Here is a 14,562-nt window from a genome sequence, read left to right as displayed (position 1 = left end):
TCGGAACTCAGGGACTCTAGCTGAACCTGAGACTGAGTCTAAACTACAACAAGTATTCCTCATAAATCAAGTGCGAAAGGATCAACCAGCATGGCCCAAAGAAGGCGAGCGAACCAGCCGCGGAAGCCAGTCGCCGATCTACTGGCCGAATTGGTCACGGAATCGGTTCATCCCGAGCACCAGGATTTGGATCTTTTATCAGCCCGGGAGATTGTGGAGCGGATTCATGTGGAGATGTCGACCGTACCGGCCGTCGTGGAGGGGGTTCTCCCTGAGATTGCGACACTGGCGGAGTGGGCTGCTTCCGCCTTCCGGAGCGGTGGGCGGTTGATTTTTGTGGGCGCAGGGACAAGTGGCCGCCTCGGTGTTCTGGAGGCTGCCGAATGCCCTCCAACCTTCGGTGTGCCCGTGGGCCAAGTTGTAGGCGTGATTGCCGGGGGGAGAGGGACCCTCGTCCGCTCCCGGGAGGGCGTCGAAGATGAACGGGCTCCGGCTCGAAGGGAAATCCGCCGTCTCGAGACAGGAATGACGGATATCGTGGTGGGGCTGGCCGCCAGCCGCCGGACTCCCTTTGTTTTGGCCGCCCTCTCAGAGGCCCGCCGCCGGGGAGCGCGGACCGTGCTCCTTCACTGCAATCCTCCTGGGCCTGAAGAGGCTGAGGTCGATCTGGTGATCCGTCCCAGGGTCGGCCCCGAAATTATCGCCGGCTCGACACGGATGAAGTCGGGAACGGCGCAAAAAATCATCCTCAATCTCATTACCACAACGGCCATGGTCTTGGCCGGGCGCGTCTTTGGAAACCTCATGGTCGATTTGCAGGCCCGGAGCTTGAAGTTGAGGGAGCGATCCCTCCGTCTTGTTCAGCAGACAACGGGGGTTTCCCGGCCTCAAGCGGGGCAACTCCTCAAGTCGGCCGGGGGGAGCGTCAAGGTGGCGATTCTTATGGGTCGGGCTGGGGTGACCCGCCGGCGGGCGCATCAGCTGCTCGCCCGGCATGATGGATTTTTGCGCAGAGCCTTGGAGGAATCGGGTGTCGATTCCCGGCCGATTCCGGAATCGAATTCATAGATTAAGTTGTTGCCCTTTGACAGGTCGACGCCGGCAAGCTTCGGCAAAGAAGAGAGAGGCTTTTGTTGAAGGGAATTCGATCCCATGATAGCCTGCTGCTGGTCTAGAAGATCCTTCAGGAGGTACGAATGAAAGGCACAAGGATAATCAGGACCTTAGGGCTGACAACAGTGATTCTATCACTTCTGCTCGGGGTTCAGGCAACATGGGCTGGTGGTTTGCGGGATGGGAGCCTCTACGGAGACTTCATGTGGGTTGGTTTCGCCGATGATCTCGAGGAGCTCTATAAACCCGCCGCGGGATGGGCGCTGGGATACATCCAACCGGTCTCGCCCAACTGGGCCATCGGGGTTGAGATGGGCATGCGGAAGCATAGTGACCGGGCCAGACATGGGGATGAGCCGTGGCATGATCCCGGTGTGAGAAATGAAGAGCTCTGCTGTCTTGGACCGGCCACTGACTTCACCGTCGTTCCCTGGATCGGTCAAGTTTTTATGAAGGCTCCCTGGTGCCAGAAGAAGCACCGGAATACTTCGATGTGGTTTTCCTTCGGAATTGGAGCCTATGCCCTGAACTGGGAATGGAGCGACCTCGGACTTGAGAAATCCGACACAGTTCTCGGCTTGAATAGCGGGGCTCATCTTGTATGGAAGAAGAGTGACAAGGTGGCATTGACAACCGCCGTGGTTTATCACCACGTCACGACGGATGACCTTTTCCATGGTATCGATCCCTATCACATGTTCGATGTCCGCCTTGGAGTTGTCTTCCGTATTTCGGGTGCCAGCCAATAAGCAGGATCGACCGAATCTTTCCCGGCGGTCGGCCGGTGGCTGAATCTCATGGATCGTTTACAGAAAGCAGCCCGTGCTCGGGTTCGAAGGGTTGTCGGGCTTAATTCCGGAACTTCGGCCGATGGCCTGGATCTCATTTTATTGGAAGTGCGGGGAGATGGATGGTCTTCCAAAATCCGGTCCCTGCGCTTCCGATCCGTCCCTTTTCCCCCGGATCTTAAAAACCAAATCCACTCTCTTCTCAACCGGCTGACCGATCCAACCAAGCGTAACTCGGTCCTTACCGAGGATCTTGTTCAGACCGATATGGCCTTGGGTCGGTTTATGGGCCGGTCGGCGCGGACAATGATTCAGTGGGCGCGGCGGCATTCCCTGACGGTTCATCTTGTCGCTTCGCATGGACAGACGGTTTGGCATACTCCTGGTCATCGACCGGGGACAGCCGCGACTCTGCAACTTGGCCATCCTCATTCGATCGCGGTCGCCGCGGATTTGCCGGTGGTTGCCGACTTCCGCGCGGCCGATATCGCGGCCGGTGGACAAGGCGCTCCCTTGACCCCTGCCTTCGACTATCTTCTTTTCAAAGATTGCCCTGAAGATACGGTCGCGCTGAATCTTGGGGGTATTACAAATCTAACGATGGTGCCGGCGGGGGGCCGTCCGGAAGAGGTCATCGGATTCGATATCGGGCCCTGCAATCTTCTCTTGGATGGTCTTTGCCGGTTGCTGGGCGGTCTACCCTACGACCGGGGGGGGCGGTTATCCCGTGATGGGCGTTCCCGTGAAGAAGTTGTTCGCACGCTGCTGCAGCACCCCTTCTATCACAAGCCGCCCCCTCGTTCGACGGGGCGGGAGGATTTCGGCCCTGAATTTATCCGGCGATTCATAAGATGTGATGGTCCGCGGCGTTCTCTCTCCGATCATTTGGCGACCGGGATTCTTCTCATCGCACGATCCGTCGCGGCAGCGCTGAGAGAAGAAATTCCTGACCGCTATCATCCACGGCGTCTCGTGATCAGTGGTGGTGGAGCCCGCAACCCGGCCCTTGTCGCGGTCCTCCGAAAGGAAGGATTGTCCTTGGGATTGAAGCTCGTTCCGTTTCTAGAGAAGGGAATGACGGCAGACAGCAAAGAAGCCGGGCTCTTTGCTTGGCTGGGGAGTGAGGCGGTCTGCGGCAACCGCGCCCACCTGCCACAAGTCACCGGGGCCCGGTCAGCCCAAATCCTCGGGGTGTACATTCCATGATGCAGACTCCAAGATTCGCGGGAATCCGGATGGCGTTACAAGAGATCCATGTGCTTGGGTATCGAGCCCGTCTTCTGCTGCTTTGCGGCCTCTTCCAGTGTGTGCCTCATTGTACATTAGGTGGCGATATTCCGCACGCCGAGCCGGTTGTTTATATCGCTCTCTCTGAAACAGCCCGCAAGATCTCTATTTCCTGCGCCGGAACCTTTCGTGTCGGGCGTTGGGGGACGCACAGGCGCCCGACAAGAGGCTATCCGGGTGAAAGATGGACTTTTACAATTCATGGGCATCAGATACAGGCATCCGATGATGCGGGGCTGTCACGGGGACTTTTTAAGGAAAAGGTCTATATTTATCCCGAGGATCCCCGGACACCATTGTGCTTGGATGGTGCGAAGTACCGGGGTGAGTTCATCCTCGAATCGATTGAGGGGGGAACGCTCAGAATTATCAATGCCGTGGGGCTCGAATCCTACTTGAAAGGGGTGTTGCCGGCGGAACTGGGCCGGCCCGGCGAGAAGGGGTTCGATGCGCTCAAGGCCCAGGCCGTCGCCGCCCGCAGCTATACCCTCTATCAAATGGCTCAACGGCGGGAGGGGCCTTTTGACCTGCTTCCCAGCGAGGCGGATCAGGTCTATCTGGGGATGGATGGGGAGGATCCCAGGGCGAATGAAGCCGTGGAATCCACATGGGGGATTGTGGCGCTCTATAAGGGCCGGATCATCCGCGCCAATTATAGCTCCACCTGCGCCGGCAAGACGGCTTCGGCTTCTGCGGTCTGGCCGAAAGGGGGGGATTTCCCCTATCTCCGGGCCCGGAAGGATAGTCAGAATGGGGAGGATTTCTGCTCCAAGGCCCCCTACTACCGGTGGGAGGAGGTCTGGGATTGCCATGAGTTGTATGAGGTTGTCCGAAAAAACCTCTGGCGCAGTCAGGACAAGCTCAAGGGAAAGGACCCCGGTCCCGTCGAGAAGATGACCATCCTCAGCCGGACGCCTTCGGGGCGTGTCGCCGAATTGGGGGTCTGGACCCAGAGTGGCCGCTATATCGTTCGGGGTGATGAGGTTCGATGGGTCCTCCGCCGAACGAATGGCGCCCCGTTGCGCTCCTCCTTCATCGGCGCGCTCAGGAAAAAGGAGGAGAAAGGCCGGTGTTTCATGGTCCTTGAAGGCGGTGGGTTTGGACATGGTGTGGGGCTGTGCCAGACCGGGGCCATGGAGATGTCCCGCCAAGGATACAATTACCTCCAAATCCTGCGGCATTACTACAAGGATATAGATATCCAGCAGATCTATGACGGTCGCAGAAATCGGAAATCGTCGGGCCCTCCCGGCTAACACCCCGGGATATGGGTTCTTGACAGGGCAGGGGCCTGCTTGCTAGGGTTGGCTTCTGGCTGTCCCGGGACGGTCTGCATCAATCGGCCGTCGAGTCTTTGAATCCAAGATGACAGCCTCCGCTCCGTGCGGGGTCGTAGTTCAGACCGGTTAGAACGCTGGCCTGTCAAGCCAGAGGTCGCGGGTTCGATTCCCGTCGGCCCCGCCATTCTTGTTAAAGTCCTTCGGCGCTATTGCCGGAGGGCTTTCCATTTTATAGAGTGATTCTGAAGGCGGCTATCTCAAGGCCTTGATAGCTCCCCATGTATGAAAAAGGGCGGGGTTGAGATCGGCGGAGAATGTTAAACCAATGCCCATTGATTGTATCGGCTGCTCCGGGTAGAAATAATCATGGGGATCCTGCCATCCTGATTCTTCGGTGAGGCTGGGGGCGACATTGCAGAGCGGATGCCCGCCCGGGCCGTCCATATCCACGGCGCAATAAAAGCCATGAGGTGCGTCGGGCCAGACCCCCCAATAACCAACGGTGACTTCACCCTCGACGTGGAGGTTGAATTCGACATCGTTGCGCCCAATTTCCGGCCAGATCGGGATATTTTCAAAGGCGACGCCCGGCACAAGCGCCAGAATGTTTCCCGTTGCCGTGTCTATGCCGCCCTCCCAGATGTAGCAATCCGCCAGCTCACCCTGATATTGATTGAGTGTTGTTGTAATCCAATAGACGGCGCATTGAATCGTACCCGGACCCAGATCATAAGCCTCTCCCCATGCGCCAAAGTAGGGTCGTTGAGTCCATCCGCAGCATCCCGAAAAGGCTTCTTCAAAAGTATCATTGTGGTGGTATATCAATTCGTCGTCGAGGCGCTCTCCACCCAACAGATGGGAAGGGCTGGATGTATAGGTGCGCGGTGGCGCGGCGGCCAGATCAAGAGCCGGTTGTAGGATGAGAATGATCAAAATCAATAAGATCCGCATCTCTCCTTCCCTTTCCCGCAAGATCGGATGGATGCTTTCCTGGCAGGATAACACAGAGCCGAACCGATTTAGAGTCCAAGAAAAGCCGCCGCGAAGGGCGGCGGCTTTTCTTAGAACGGCCGGCGGAGTCACAGGACCAGCTTCTAGAAGAATCTATATGTCAGCCCCAGCGCCAGAGTTTCCTTGAATTGCCCGGATTTTCTGACCGCAGCTTTGATATCCGCCGGATTCTTCAGCCCGCCGTCATCCGTCAAGACAGGAGGAACGGAGTTGTCATACTTGTCGTAGATCCATCTCATGTAGAGATTCACGGAAATCAGTTTCGTGATCTGAGTGGTGAAAACATTTTCCCAATCAGCGTCGATCACCGTGGTGAAATCACCGATATCTGAAGCTAGACCGGCCGCTTCCAGCATCTCGACTGATAAATCGTCGAATTTATCATTCCCCGAGTAGAAGATCGGCTGATAGAGCGTCAACTTGGAGGTCCAAGAGACGCGGTTCTCCAGGATCTTCGTATTGTAGTCGGTGACCCATTCAATACCGCCGTCCATTGATGTTTCCGATTTTGTTTCATTAGAGAGGGAGGGGGCATTAGAACAGGCTTGGACAAAGAGTTTGCGGGAGTTTTGGCGCAGCGCAAAACCGAAACGGCTCAATAAGGAGCGCTCCTCTTCATTGATGAAGTGCCTGGCAAAACCGACCGACTCCTTGAACTTCAATGGGTTCAAGGCAAGAGTTCTTCCGCACGGATCGGACGCATCCTGGAACTGGCTCTCGAACCTGCCTGAAATAAAGGGATCGACCGCCCAACCCATGGTGAAACGAAAGATCGTTTCGAAACTGAGGAGATCTGTTGACTTCTCAGGCCGATCCCATTTCTTCTCCCCATTGTCCCGCATCGATTGCTGAAGGGTCTGCCCATAGGCGAGCTTCAGCTCATTGTTCCAATTGGTCTTTGGATTGAGTTGATTCTCGAGCGTGGCATTGGTGATAAATGTCCACACGATCGAGCCTTCGTCGCCCCCCGACCAATTGTCGCTGTAGGAGCTCTGAGTCATGGTGATGCCGCTCTCGAGCGTGGGATACCATTTACCGACCTCGATTTCCTTCTCCTCGGCCTGGGTGTTCTGCAACCCCGCGGCGGCGACTAAGAGAACGAGGCCGAAGATGCGGAATCCCTTCTGACAGACCCTGAAAATAGACTTCATTCAATAGCCTCCTTTATGACGACACCATATGAACAACTCTTTGAGGGAAAGGAATCTCTATCCCCTTCTCGTCGAATGTCTCTTTGATGGAACGCTGCAGATCGAATTTCACGTTCCAATAATCGACCTTATTCACCCAGGTTCGAATAACCAGATTGACGGATGAATCGGCAAGCTCGGTGACGGCGATCTGATGCTCAGGATCTTTGAGGATCCGGCTGTCGGCTTTGATCAACCCGGTTACGGCATCAAACGCCGCCTGAATGGATGAACCATATCCGATTCCAATCACAAGATCGACGCGTCTTATATCAAAGGCTGAATAATTCTTGATAATATCGCCGTAGAGTTTTCCGTTGGGAATGATGATTTTCACATTGTCCGGTGTTGCAAGAACGGTATTGAACAATTGAACATCCTTGACTGTTCCAGCCGTTCCCGCCGCTTCAATGAAGTCTCCGGTCTTGAAAGGACGGAAGATGAGCAGCATGATACCGGCGGCGAAATTTCCAAGAGATCCTTGCAACGCGAACCCTACGGCGAAACCAGCGGCGCCGAGGACGGCGACGAAGGATGCGGTCTGGATTCCGAATTTCGCAAGGATCGCCAGAACCGTGAAGACAAGAATGGCCGCATAGGTCAGCGTGCAGAGAAAAGAGATCAGGGTGGGATCGGTTTCGGTGCGGGTCAGAGTCTTGTGCACAAGTCTTCTGGCCATACCGGCAAAGATGCGACCGGCAATGAAGATGAGGATCGCGCCGATGACCCTTAATCCTGAGGTCGTCGCGAATTTGACAAGGGTATCCATTGTGTTTTCCATGGTCATAGTCCTCATTCAGAATTCTTTTTTCGTATTTGGGAGATCTTCCTCTGAGCAACCCAAATCTGCTGAATTCAAGTTTACAGAATAAGCATAAAATAGAAACCAACCAACAATGCAAGCCAAAGATTATCGGCTGATGATAAAAAGGACCATGTATTTTCTTCCCGCAGTGTCCTCACAAAGTCCCGGGATTCTGACAAGTTCATAGGTGGGGGTTCGGAATTGCTCTGTAAAAAACAAGATGCTAAGATTCGTGCCAGTCTGAGTTTGACTTGAATTTAGGATGCGATAGAATGTTACAAGCGTAAACACCGATGCCTGAGAGACTGCGGGGAGGGGTCAACGATGTCATCCTGGGAGAAATTGGAAGTCGAGAGGATAGAGCATGAAGATCCCGAGGCGGTTGTATATCGCTTATCAGGTGTTCTCACCGATCGAAAAGACTGCTTCGATTTTCTGGATACTCTGCGCCAAGATGTTCGCCGCGGCGGCTCCTGTCTGATCATCAATCTTGAGAAATGTGAGCATGTGACAAGCGCCGGTGTTGGGATCTTGGCCGCTAGTTATACATCCGTCACAAACGCTGGTGGGCGGATGTGTCTCGTTGGCGCGTCCAATCGTGTTCTCACCCTATTGAAGCTGGTGGGTCTTCTCAGCGTGATGAATCATTATACTCTGGAATTGGAAGCCTTCAATGGAATGAAGGATTAACCGCTCCAGCGCGGTCGAAGGATGCCTGAGAAGAGCTGGTATAGATTCTACGATAAGGGTGTTCCGATCCGCCCGGATTTTGAAGAATTGCCGCTGCCATCTTTTCTGGAACGCGCTGCTTCCCGCTTCCCGTCCCGTCCGGCGACGATTTTTCTCAATCAGAATCTAACGTACGGCAGGCTTAAAGACCATGTGGACCGGCTGGCAACGGCCCTGACGGCTCTCGGAGTCGTCAGGGACTCCCGCGTTGCGATACATCTTCCCAATCTCCCGCAGACAGCTATCTCGGTTATGGCGGTGCTCTCTCTCGGAGCCCAGGTTGTGATGACCAATCCTCTCAATGTTTCGCGTGAACTCGAGGAACAATGGACGGATGCGGAATGCACGGTCGTTATCACGACTGATTTTTTGTACAATCGGCATATAGCTCAGATTCACAATAATCTTACGATACGGCACTATATCGTGGCTTCCATACCCGATTATCTCTCCTTTCCTGTCCGCCCGCTGGCGGCGCTAAAACTTCGGCGCCGAAGACCCTCGCTGCTGACCAGGATGCCGCGCGGCCCTGAATTCCATAGTTTTAAATCGCTCATTCGATGGAGCCCGGCTTGCCCGCCGCGCCCGGTCATCCGCATGGATGATGCCGCTTTGCTTCAATATACGGGGGGAACGACAGGGCGATCCAAGGGAGCTATTCTAACCCACGGAAACCTCTCATATAATGTTCAGCAAATGCATTTTTGGTTTCCGGGGCTTAAGGATGGAGGCGAGGTCTTTCTATCGGTGCTGCCTCAGTTTCACATTTTCGGATTCACCGTCGCTCTGCTGCTTCCCATCTTTGCCGGGGCCACAATGGTCGTTATGCCGAATCCCAGAGACATTCCCATTATTATCAAGAATATTAAAAAACACAGGGTCACGCTCTTCCCGGCGGTCCCAGCCATTTTTAAAGCGATCAATTCCTATTCAAAGATTAGTAGGAAGGATGTCAGAAGCCTCAAGTGGAGCTTTGCCGGGGGTGCGCCTCTTCCGATTGATACGCTTCAGCGGTTTGAAGAATTGACCGGTGGGAAGCTCGTCGAAGGTTACGGACTTACCGAGGCGTCGCCCTTGACGCACGCAAATCCATTGGGTGGAAAGCGAAAGGCCGGGAGTATCGGGATCCCTGTTCCAGGCACTGACGCGAAAATTGTTGATACGAATAATGGAATCGGGGAATGTGCTCCCGGTGAAGAGGGGGAACTTATTGTCCGGGGACCCCAAATCATGCAAGGGTATTATAACAACCCGGAAGAGACAGCCCAGGCTTTGAGGAACGGCTGGCTTCACACAGGCGATTTGGCCATGATGGATGAGGATGGTTTTGTGACAATTGTGGGTCGCAAGAAAGACATGATTCTCGCCAGCGGCTACAATATCTATCCGGATGAAATCGACAGCATCCTCATGGAACATCCTGCTATAACTGAGGCCTGCACCATCGGGGTTCCGGATCCGAAACGCGGCGAAACGGTCAAATCTTTTGTCGTTCTCAAACCCGGCGAGACAGTCACCGAAGAAGAGATTATCAGTTATTGCAAGAAGCAATTGGCGGCCTACAAGGTTCCAAGACTTATTGATTTTAGAGAGACGTTGCCCAAGAGCGGCATCCTGAAATTTCTGCGCCGCGTCTTGCGGGAAGAGGAATTGGCTGAAATTCAGAAATGCCACAGGGAGATCGACTAAAAATCGGATGCCGGTCGATGGCCCTTGCCGCCAACTGGAGCAGCTTATCTTTGTGGTCCAGCTCAATCCGAGTGGAAGATGGTTATCGGTGGATAGATCTAGAAGAGATCTGTTGGGTAGAGGTTGGGGTGACATCGACCGTTACTAGGCTGAAGGAGGTCGTTTTGAAGCGGATCCTGATCTTGGGCTCTATCTTATTGGCTCTGGGGATGTGGAACGATTCCCATGCCGGCGGATTTAATATTTATGAAATGGGAAGCCGGGCCACCTCATTGGGTGGGGCTTTCACAGCGACCGCGGATGACCCGACGGCCCTGTTTTACAATCCGGCCGGTATCGGATGGCTGAATAGGGGGATTGCTGTTTCAGCGAATGTCTCGCCTATTGCGCCGATTTCAAAGTTCACCCGGGCCTCCGGTGCGACAGTGGGTCTTTATCCGGGCGATGTGGAGTCTCAGACAGCTGACAGAATCTATATGCCGACCGGTCTCTATATGAGTTATCGCCATAATGAGCGGTGGTCGGGTGGTGTTGGTTTTTTTACTCCCTTCGGATTAGGTGTGGATTGGGATGATCCCGAGACATTTCCCGGGCGGACACTGAGCACGAATTCCCAGATTCGCAGTTATTACATCAGTCCTGTTATAACCTTCCGGCCTCACTCTTCCATTGCCTTCTCCGCCGGAGTCCATTTTGTCGTCAGCACCCTTAAATTGGAAAAGATATTAACGCAGAGTTTTGGAACCGACGGCACAGCTTACAATGTTATCAAGGTCGATCTGGAGGGCACGAGCGGACTTTCCGTCGCCCCCGCGGCGGCTCTCATGATCCGCCCCAGTGAAAGGTTTAGTTTTGGCGTCAATTTCAAAGGCGGCGTAACGAATACCTTCGAAGATCAGGATGGGGACCTCAAGCATCTGCCGACCGGAATCGAGCCATTGGATTTATCCGTCGCCGCTCAATTGAACCAACTCGGCCGGAAACAGAAGGTGGGGGGTGATCTGAAGTACCCGGCGATTCTGTCTATTGGGATGAGGTATATGCCGGCGGACCGCTTGGCGCTGATGGCCGATTTTGTATGGTTCGGCTGGCATACCTTCGACAAAGTGGAGCTCGAATTCTCAAATCCAGCACTCAATACAATACTGCGTGAGGACTACCAAGACGGCCAGGAATGGCGATTCGGTGCTGAATATATTATATCAGAGTCCTTCCGCTTCATGGGGGGATTGGCATATGACAATAATCCTCAACCTATAGGAAGCGTCAGCCCCCTCCTGGCCGACGCCAACCGTTGGGATTACAGCCTTGGATTAACATATACGATGCATAAAATGGAAATCACGGCTGGATATATGTTGGTTACCTTTGAGGAGAGATCAACGGTTGTGAATGGCGAAGGCTTCAATTATGACGGCTTTGATGGTGTCTATAAAAATATCGCACATATACCGACACTAGGCTTAACTTACCACTTCTAGCAGGAGGGACGATGATGCGCAGCGTGTTTTCTATTTTGACTGGCGCCTTGGCGGCGCTTTGTCTGGCAAGCATGGGATGCAGTCCCGACAATCCTGCCGCGCCTGAAGTCGTAACGAATGCTGATGCAATCCGGATCAGTGCACTGGGAAATAACTTCTCGGCGGGATTTATTAATGGCGGGTTGATTCAAGCCGGGCAGATCGCCAGTTTCCCGAATCTCATTTCAATCCAAGCGGGTGGAGGCTCCCTGCAAATGCCGCTCGTGAATTCTCCTGGAATTGGTTCCACGCCGGGGCATGGCGCCCTCTATGTCAATGGGCAGGGATTGATAGTGGCGGATAATGTTGTGAATCCAGCGGCTCTTCTTCTCAATGCGACATATCCCGTGCCCTACGATAACCTCGGCGTTCCCGGAGCCACGACACTGGATCTTCTCCAAGCGACCGATGCCGCCAGTAGTCAATCTCAAACAAACAGTTTCTTTGATTTAATCCTTCGCAATGCCGGTCTGCCCCCGGGCGGTCAAACGGCGATAGACCAGGTGAGGGCCCTTTCCCCGCAAGTGCTGACACTCTGGACCGGACAAAATCATATTCTGGCCGGTGCGATGTCGGGAGAGCCGGAGAGCGGAATCAATATCACCCCGGCCTCTCTATGGTCCGGTTTGTTTCTCATGGTTTTGGATGAGGTGGAGTCAATGGAGGCTCCCATCGTCGTCGTCGGTAATCTTCCCGACTTCTGCAACCTACCCTATTTCACAACAATGCCACTTGGGACGATGATCGATTCCTCCACCATCCGCTGGAATATGGAGGAGGATTTGGACGGTGATGGGGACGATGTAGAATACATCCTTCTCACGGCGCGATTGACGCCGGATTATCTTCCGGATTCCAGCGGCGCCAGCCAGGACACTCTTTCCGCAGCTTTAACATTGACAGGTGAAGAGGCCGCCCTCATAAGAGAATCCGTTGACGGTTTCAACTCAATCATCGCGGCCGAAACAGAGGCGCGCGGATGGGCCATGGCTGATGTCCACACGATTCTATCGCAACTGCCCGGAGAACCGATACCGGAGAACTTCGCTTTTCCCAACGCGATTTTCCCATGGCTGGTGAATTCGCAAACAGGGATTCCCTTTCAAAACACGATGAGCGCCTACAGCCTTGATGGGATACATTCCAGTGAGAAGGGGCAGGCTCTCATTGCCAATGCCTTCATTGAAGCCCTGAATGAAACCTATGGTCTTTCCATACCGCTGGTTGATGTCGCGGCGGTTGAAAATGTCGTGGGATTCGAACAGGCGCCCGGCAAAGCGTCTCATTACGGGTTCCGGGATAGCGGGCTCGATCAACTCAAGGATTTTTCGTCGCTTCTTAAAAAATCTGAGTGACAGGAATTTTTCTTCTGACCCTGATGAATCCGGGATGGCATGGGGCTGTTCCGGGTTTATTCTTTCCCTCCACCTCCAGTCTGGCCGGAGGAACCCTGCGATGGGCGGGTTCGCCCCTGTGCGCCCTCGCCCCTGTGCGCCCTCGCCTTGAGTCATGGATCCCCTCATGCCAGACTGCGCTTCCTCGTGGACAGCGGGCCGAAAATGGGTTCTACTTCATCGGAGCGATAGTTCGCCCATTGAGATCCAGCGGGTGGACCACCGAGGACCAGAGGGCCGCATTCCCAACAGGACTGGAATCTTGGCAGAATCTTTCCACATCCACGCCGCATTCCTCGTAATTTATCTCATCGCGCTTATTGTTGTTGGCGCCCGCAAGGCCAAATCGATTCGCACGCATGCCGATTTCAGTCTGGCCGGCCGCCGCCTCTCTGTCCCCGTCCTTGTGGGAACCCTTTTGGCGACTTGGATTGGTACCGGGAGCATCTTTGGGAATGCGGAGGAGACCTTCAGAGTCGGTGTACCGGCGTTTCTCCTGCCTGTCTCAGGCGGTGTCGGAATCATCGTCCTCTACTTTCTTGCCGCGCGCATCCGGCGTAGCGGTCAATTCACGATCCAAGACATACTCGAGGAGCGTTTCGGCGTCATCACGCGCATCCTGGGAACCCTCACATTGCTGATGGCCTATGTGATTATCGTTTCCTACCAGTATCGGGCCGGCGCGGCGGTTGTAGAGATCATCTTTCCGCACATCGGCCATCATAGCGCCGTTGTTGGGGTGGCGGCTTTTGTCATTCTCTATACGGCCCTGGCCGGGATGTTCTCCGTTGCTTATACCGATCTAGCCAACGGCATTCTCATGGTAATTGGGATCTTTACGGCCTTACCCATACTATTGATACGAGCCGGCGGATTCGAAGGCGTTTTGTCATCGATCGATCCTCAATCCCGATCCCTTTTCGGCACATATAGCACGATGCAGCTCCTTTCCGTCCTTCTGCCATCGCTGTTGCTGATTATCGGCGACGCCAATATGTACCAGCGGTTTTTCTCAGCACGGGATCCACAAGCGGCGCGGCGCTCGGCCATTGGGATGTTTGCCGGGGTTCTCATCTTGGAATTCGGCATTATCCTTACGGCGCTGATTGGCAAATCCCTCGTGGTAAAAGGTCTCATTCCTGCTCCGGATATCCCGGGCCATATTATCGTCCAAACGGCTTTCTACGGCCTGCCCCCTTTACTCGGGGCCTTATTGGCCGCCACGGTCGTGGCGGTCGTCGTTTCCACAGCCGACTCCTATCTTTTGGCGCCGTCAACCAGTCTGGTAAGGGATGTCTATGAGCGTTTTCTCGCTCGCCAGCACCCGCCCCGCCACTCGGTTTTTGTGGGCCGTGCTGTGGTCGTCCTTCTCGGCGGCCTGGCTTTGGGCCTGGCCTTTCTGTCGGACCGCTTCTTCAGTGTCGCCTTATTCGCTTATACAATTTATGGAGCCGGCATCACACCTGTAATCCTGGCCGCGTTTTTCTGGAAGGGGGCGACGCGTTCCGGCGCTGTTGCATCGATGATCACGGGAGTTCTGACAGCCGTCCTCTGGAAGAGCCTCATTACCGGTGGGAATCTTGCACAATGGTTTGAGAATGCAGATAGGAATCAGGCCGCCCGATCGCTTCAGCATCTGGAGAAGATGAACATTGAACCGGTGTTGCCGGCATTGGCACTCAGCTTGATTGTCCTCATTCTTGTCAGTTTGCTGACGCGGGGACATGCGGCCCGGCGTTCATAATTATGAAAATGG

The 14,562-nt window shown here is 54.4% G+C and carries 12 protein-coding genes and 1 tRNA gene; 10 read left to right on the top strand and 3 right to left on the bottom strand.

All coding sequences use genetic code 11. The annotated features are described in order from the left end of the window. Positions 1 to 90: 90 nt before the first annotated feature. The 5 genes from murQ to KJ970_16680 all read left to right on the top strand — a co-directional run bounded on the left by murQ (position 91) and on the right by KJ970_16680 (position 4,652). A complete protein-coding gene (gene murQ, locus KJ970_16700; protein ID MBU2692555.1) occupies positions 91 to 1,068 on the top strand; it encodes an N-acetylmuramic acid 6-phosphate etherase in 978 nt (325 codons plus the stop codon). A gap of 128 nt (positions 1,069 to 1,196) precedes the next feature. Further along, on the top strand, positions 1,197 to 1,862 hold the full coding sequence (locus tag KJ970_16695) for a hypothetical protein (GenBank protein MBU2692554.1): 666 nt from the start codon (positions 1,197 to 1,199) through the stop codon (positions 1,860 to 1,862). 48 nt (positions 1,863 to 1,910) lie between these two features. Then, a complete protein-coding gene (locus tag KJ970_16690) occupies positions 1,911 to 3,107 on the top strand; it encodes an anhydro-N-acetylmuramic acid kinase (protein ID MBU2692553.1) in 1,197 nt (398 codons plus the stop codon). Beyond that, positions 3,104 to 4,444, top strand: a complete 1,341-nt coding sequence (locus tag KJ970_16685; protein MBU2692552.1) for a SpoIID/LytB domain-containing protein — start codon at positions 3,104 to 3,106, stop codon at positions 4,442 to 4,444. Before KJ970_16690 ends, KJ970_16685 begins: the two co-directional genes overlap by 4 nt. Before the next feature lie 130 nt (positions 4,445 to 4,574). Next, positions 4,575 to 4,652: transfer RNA gene (locus KJ970_16680), tRNA-Asp, on the top strand. Between the two features lie 68 nt (positions 4,653 to 4,720). Here KJ970_16680 and KJ970_16675 read toward each other — a convergent pair. The 3 genes from KJ970_16675 to KJ970_16665 all read right to left on the bottom strand — a co-directional run bounded on the left by KJ970_16675 (position 4,721) and on the right by KJ970_16665 (position 7,450). Further along, the gene (locus KJ970_16675) at positions 4,721 to 5,419 is read right to left on the bottom strand and encodes a hypothetical protein (GenBank protein MBU2692551.1); all 699 of its coding nucleotides are present in this window, start codon (positions 5,417 to 5,419) and stop codon (positions 4,721 to 4,723) included. Between the two features lie 143 nt (positions 5,420 to 5,562). Continuing rightward, positions 5,563 to 6,630 (bottom strand): DUF3078 domain-containing protein, encoded by a 1,068-nt coding sequence (locus tag KJ970_16670; GenBank protein ID MBU2692550.1) that lies wholly within the window; start codon positions 6,628 to 6,630, stop codon positions 5,563 to 5,565. A 13-nt stretch (positions 6,631 to 6,643) separates the two neighbouring features. Further along, positions 6,644 to 7,450 (bottom strand): mechanosensitive ion channel, encoded by an 807-nt coding sequence (locus KJ970_16665; protein ID MBU2692549.1) that lies wholly within the window; start codon positions 7,448 to 7,450, stop codon positions 6,644 to 6,646. 348 nt (positions 7,451 to 7,798) lie between these two features. Here KJ970_16665 and KJ970_16660 point away from each other — a divergent pair, with 348 nt between their 5' ends. The 5 genes from KJ970_16660 to KJ970_16640 all read left to right on the top strand — a co-directional run bounded on the left by KJ970_16660 (position 7,799) and on the right by KJ970_16640 (position 14,550). Further along, on the top strand, positions 7,799 to 8,164 hold the full coding sequence (locus tag KJ970_16660; protein MBU2692548.1) for an STAS domain-containing protein: 366 nt from the start codon (positions 7,799 to 7,801) through the stop codon (positions 8,162 to 8,164). Positions 8,165 to 8,185: 21 nt separating this feature from the next. After that, the gene (locus tag KJ970_16655; protein ID MBU2692547.1) at positions 8,186 to 9,892 is read left to right on the top strand and encodes a long-chain fatty acid--CoA ligase; all 1,707 of its coding nucleotides are present in this window, start codon (positions 8,186 to 8,188) and stop codon (positions 9,890 to 9,892) included. Positions 9,893 to 10,056: 164 nt separating this feature from the next. Continuing rightward, a complete protein-coding gene (locus KJ970_16650; GenBank protein MBU2692546.1) occupies positions 10,057 to 11,373 on the top strand; it encodes an outer membrane protein transport protein in 1,317 nt (438 codons plus the stop codon). An 11-nt stretch (positions 11,374 to 11,384) separates the two neighbouring features. Then, positions 11,385 to 12,767: a hypothetical protein gene (locus KJ970_16645; protein MBU2692545.1), complete on the top strand. Its 1,383-nt coding sequence runs from the start codon at positions 11,385 to 11,387 to the stop codon at positions 12,765 to 12,767. A gap of 301 nt (positions 12,768 to 13,068) precedes the next feature. Further along, positions 13,069 to 14,550, top strand: coding sequence for a sodium:solute symporter family protein (locus tag KJ970_16640; GenBank protein MBU2692544.1), 1,482 nt, complete (start codon positions 13,069 to 13,071; stop codon positions 14,548 to 14,550). Positions 14,551 to 14,562 lie beyond the last annotated feature (12 nt).

The organism is Candidatus Eisenbacteria bacterium (genome assembly GCA_018831195.1).
Classification (GTDB): Bacteria; Eisenbacteria; RBG-16-71-46; order CAIMUX01; family JAHJDP01; genus JAHJDP01.
The sequence above is the reverse complement of the archived record's forward strand: the minus strand, read 5'-3'. Positions and strand labels throughout refer to the sequence as shown.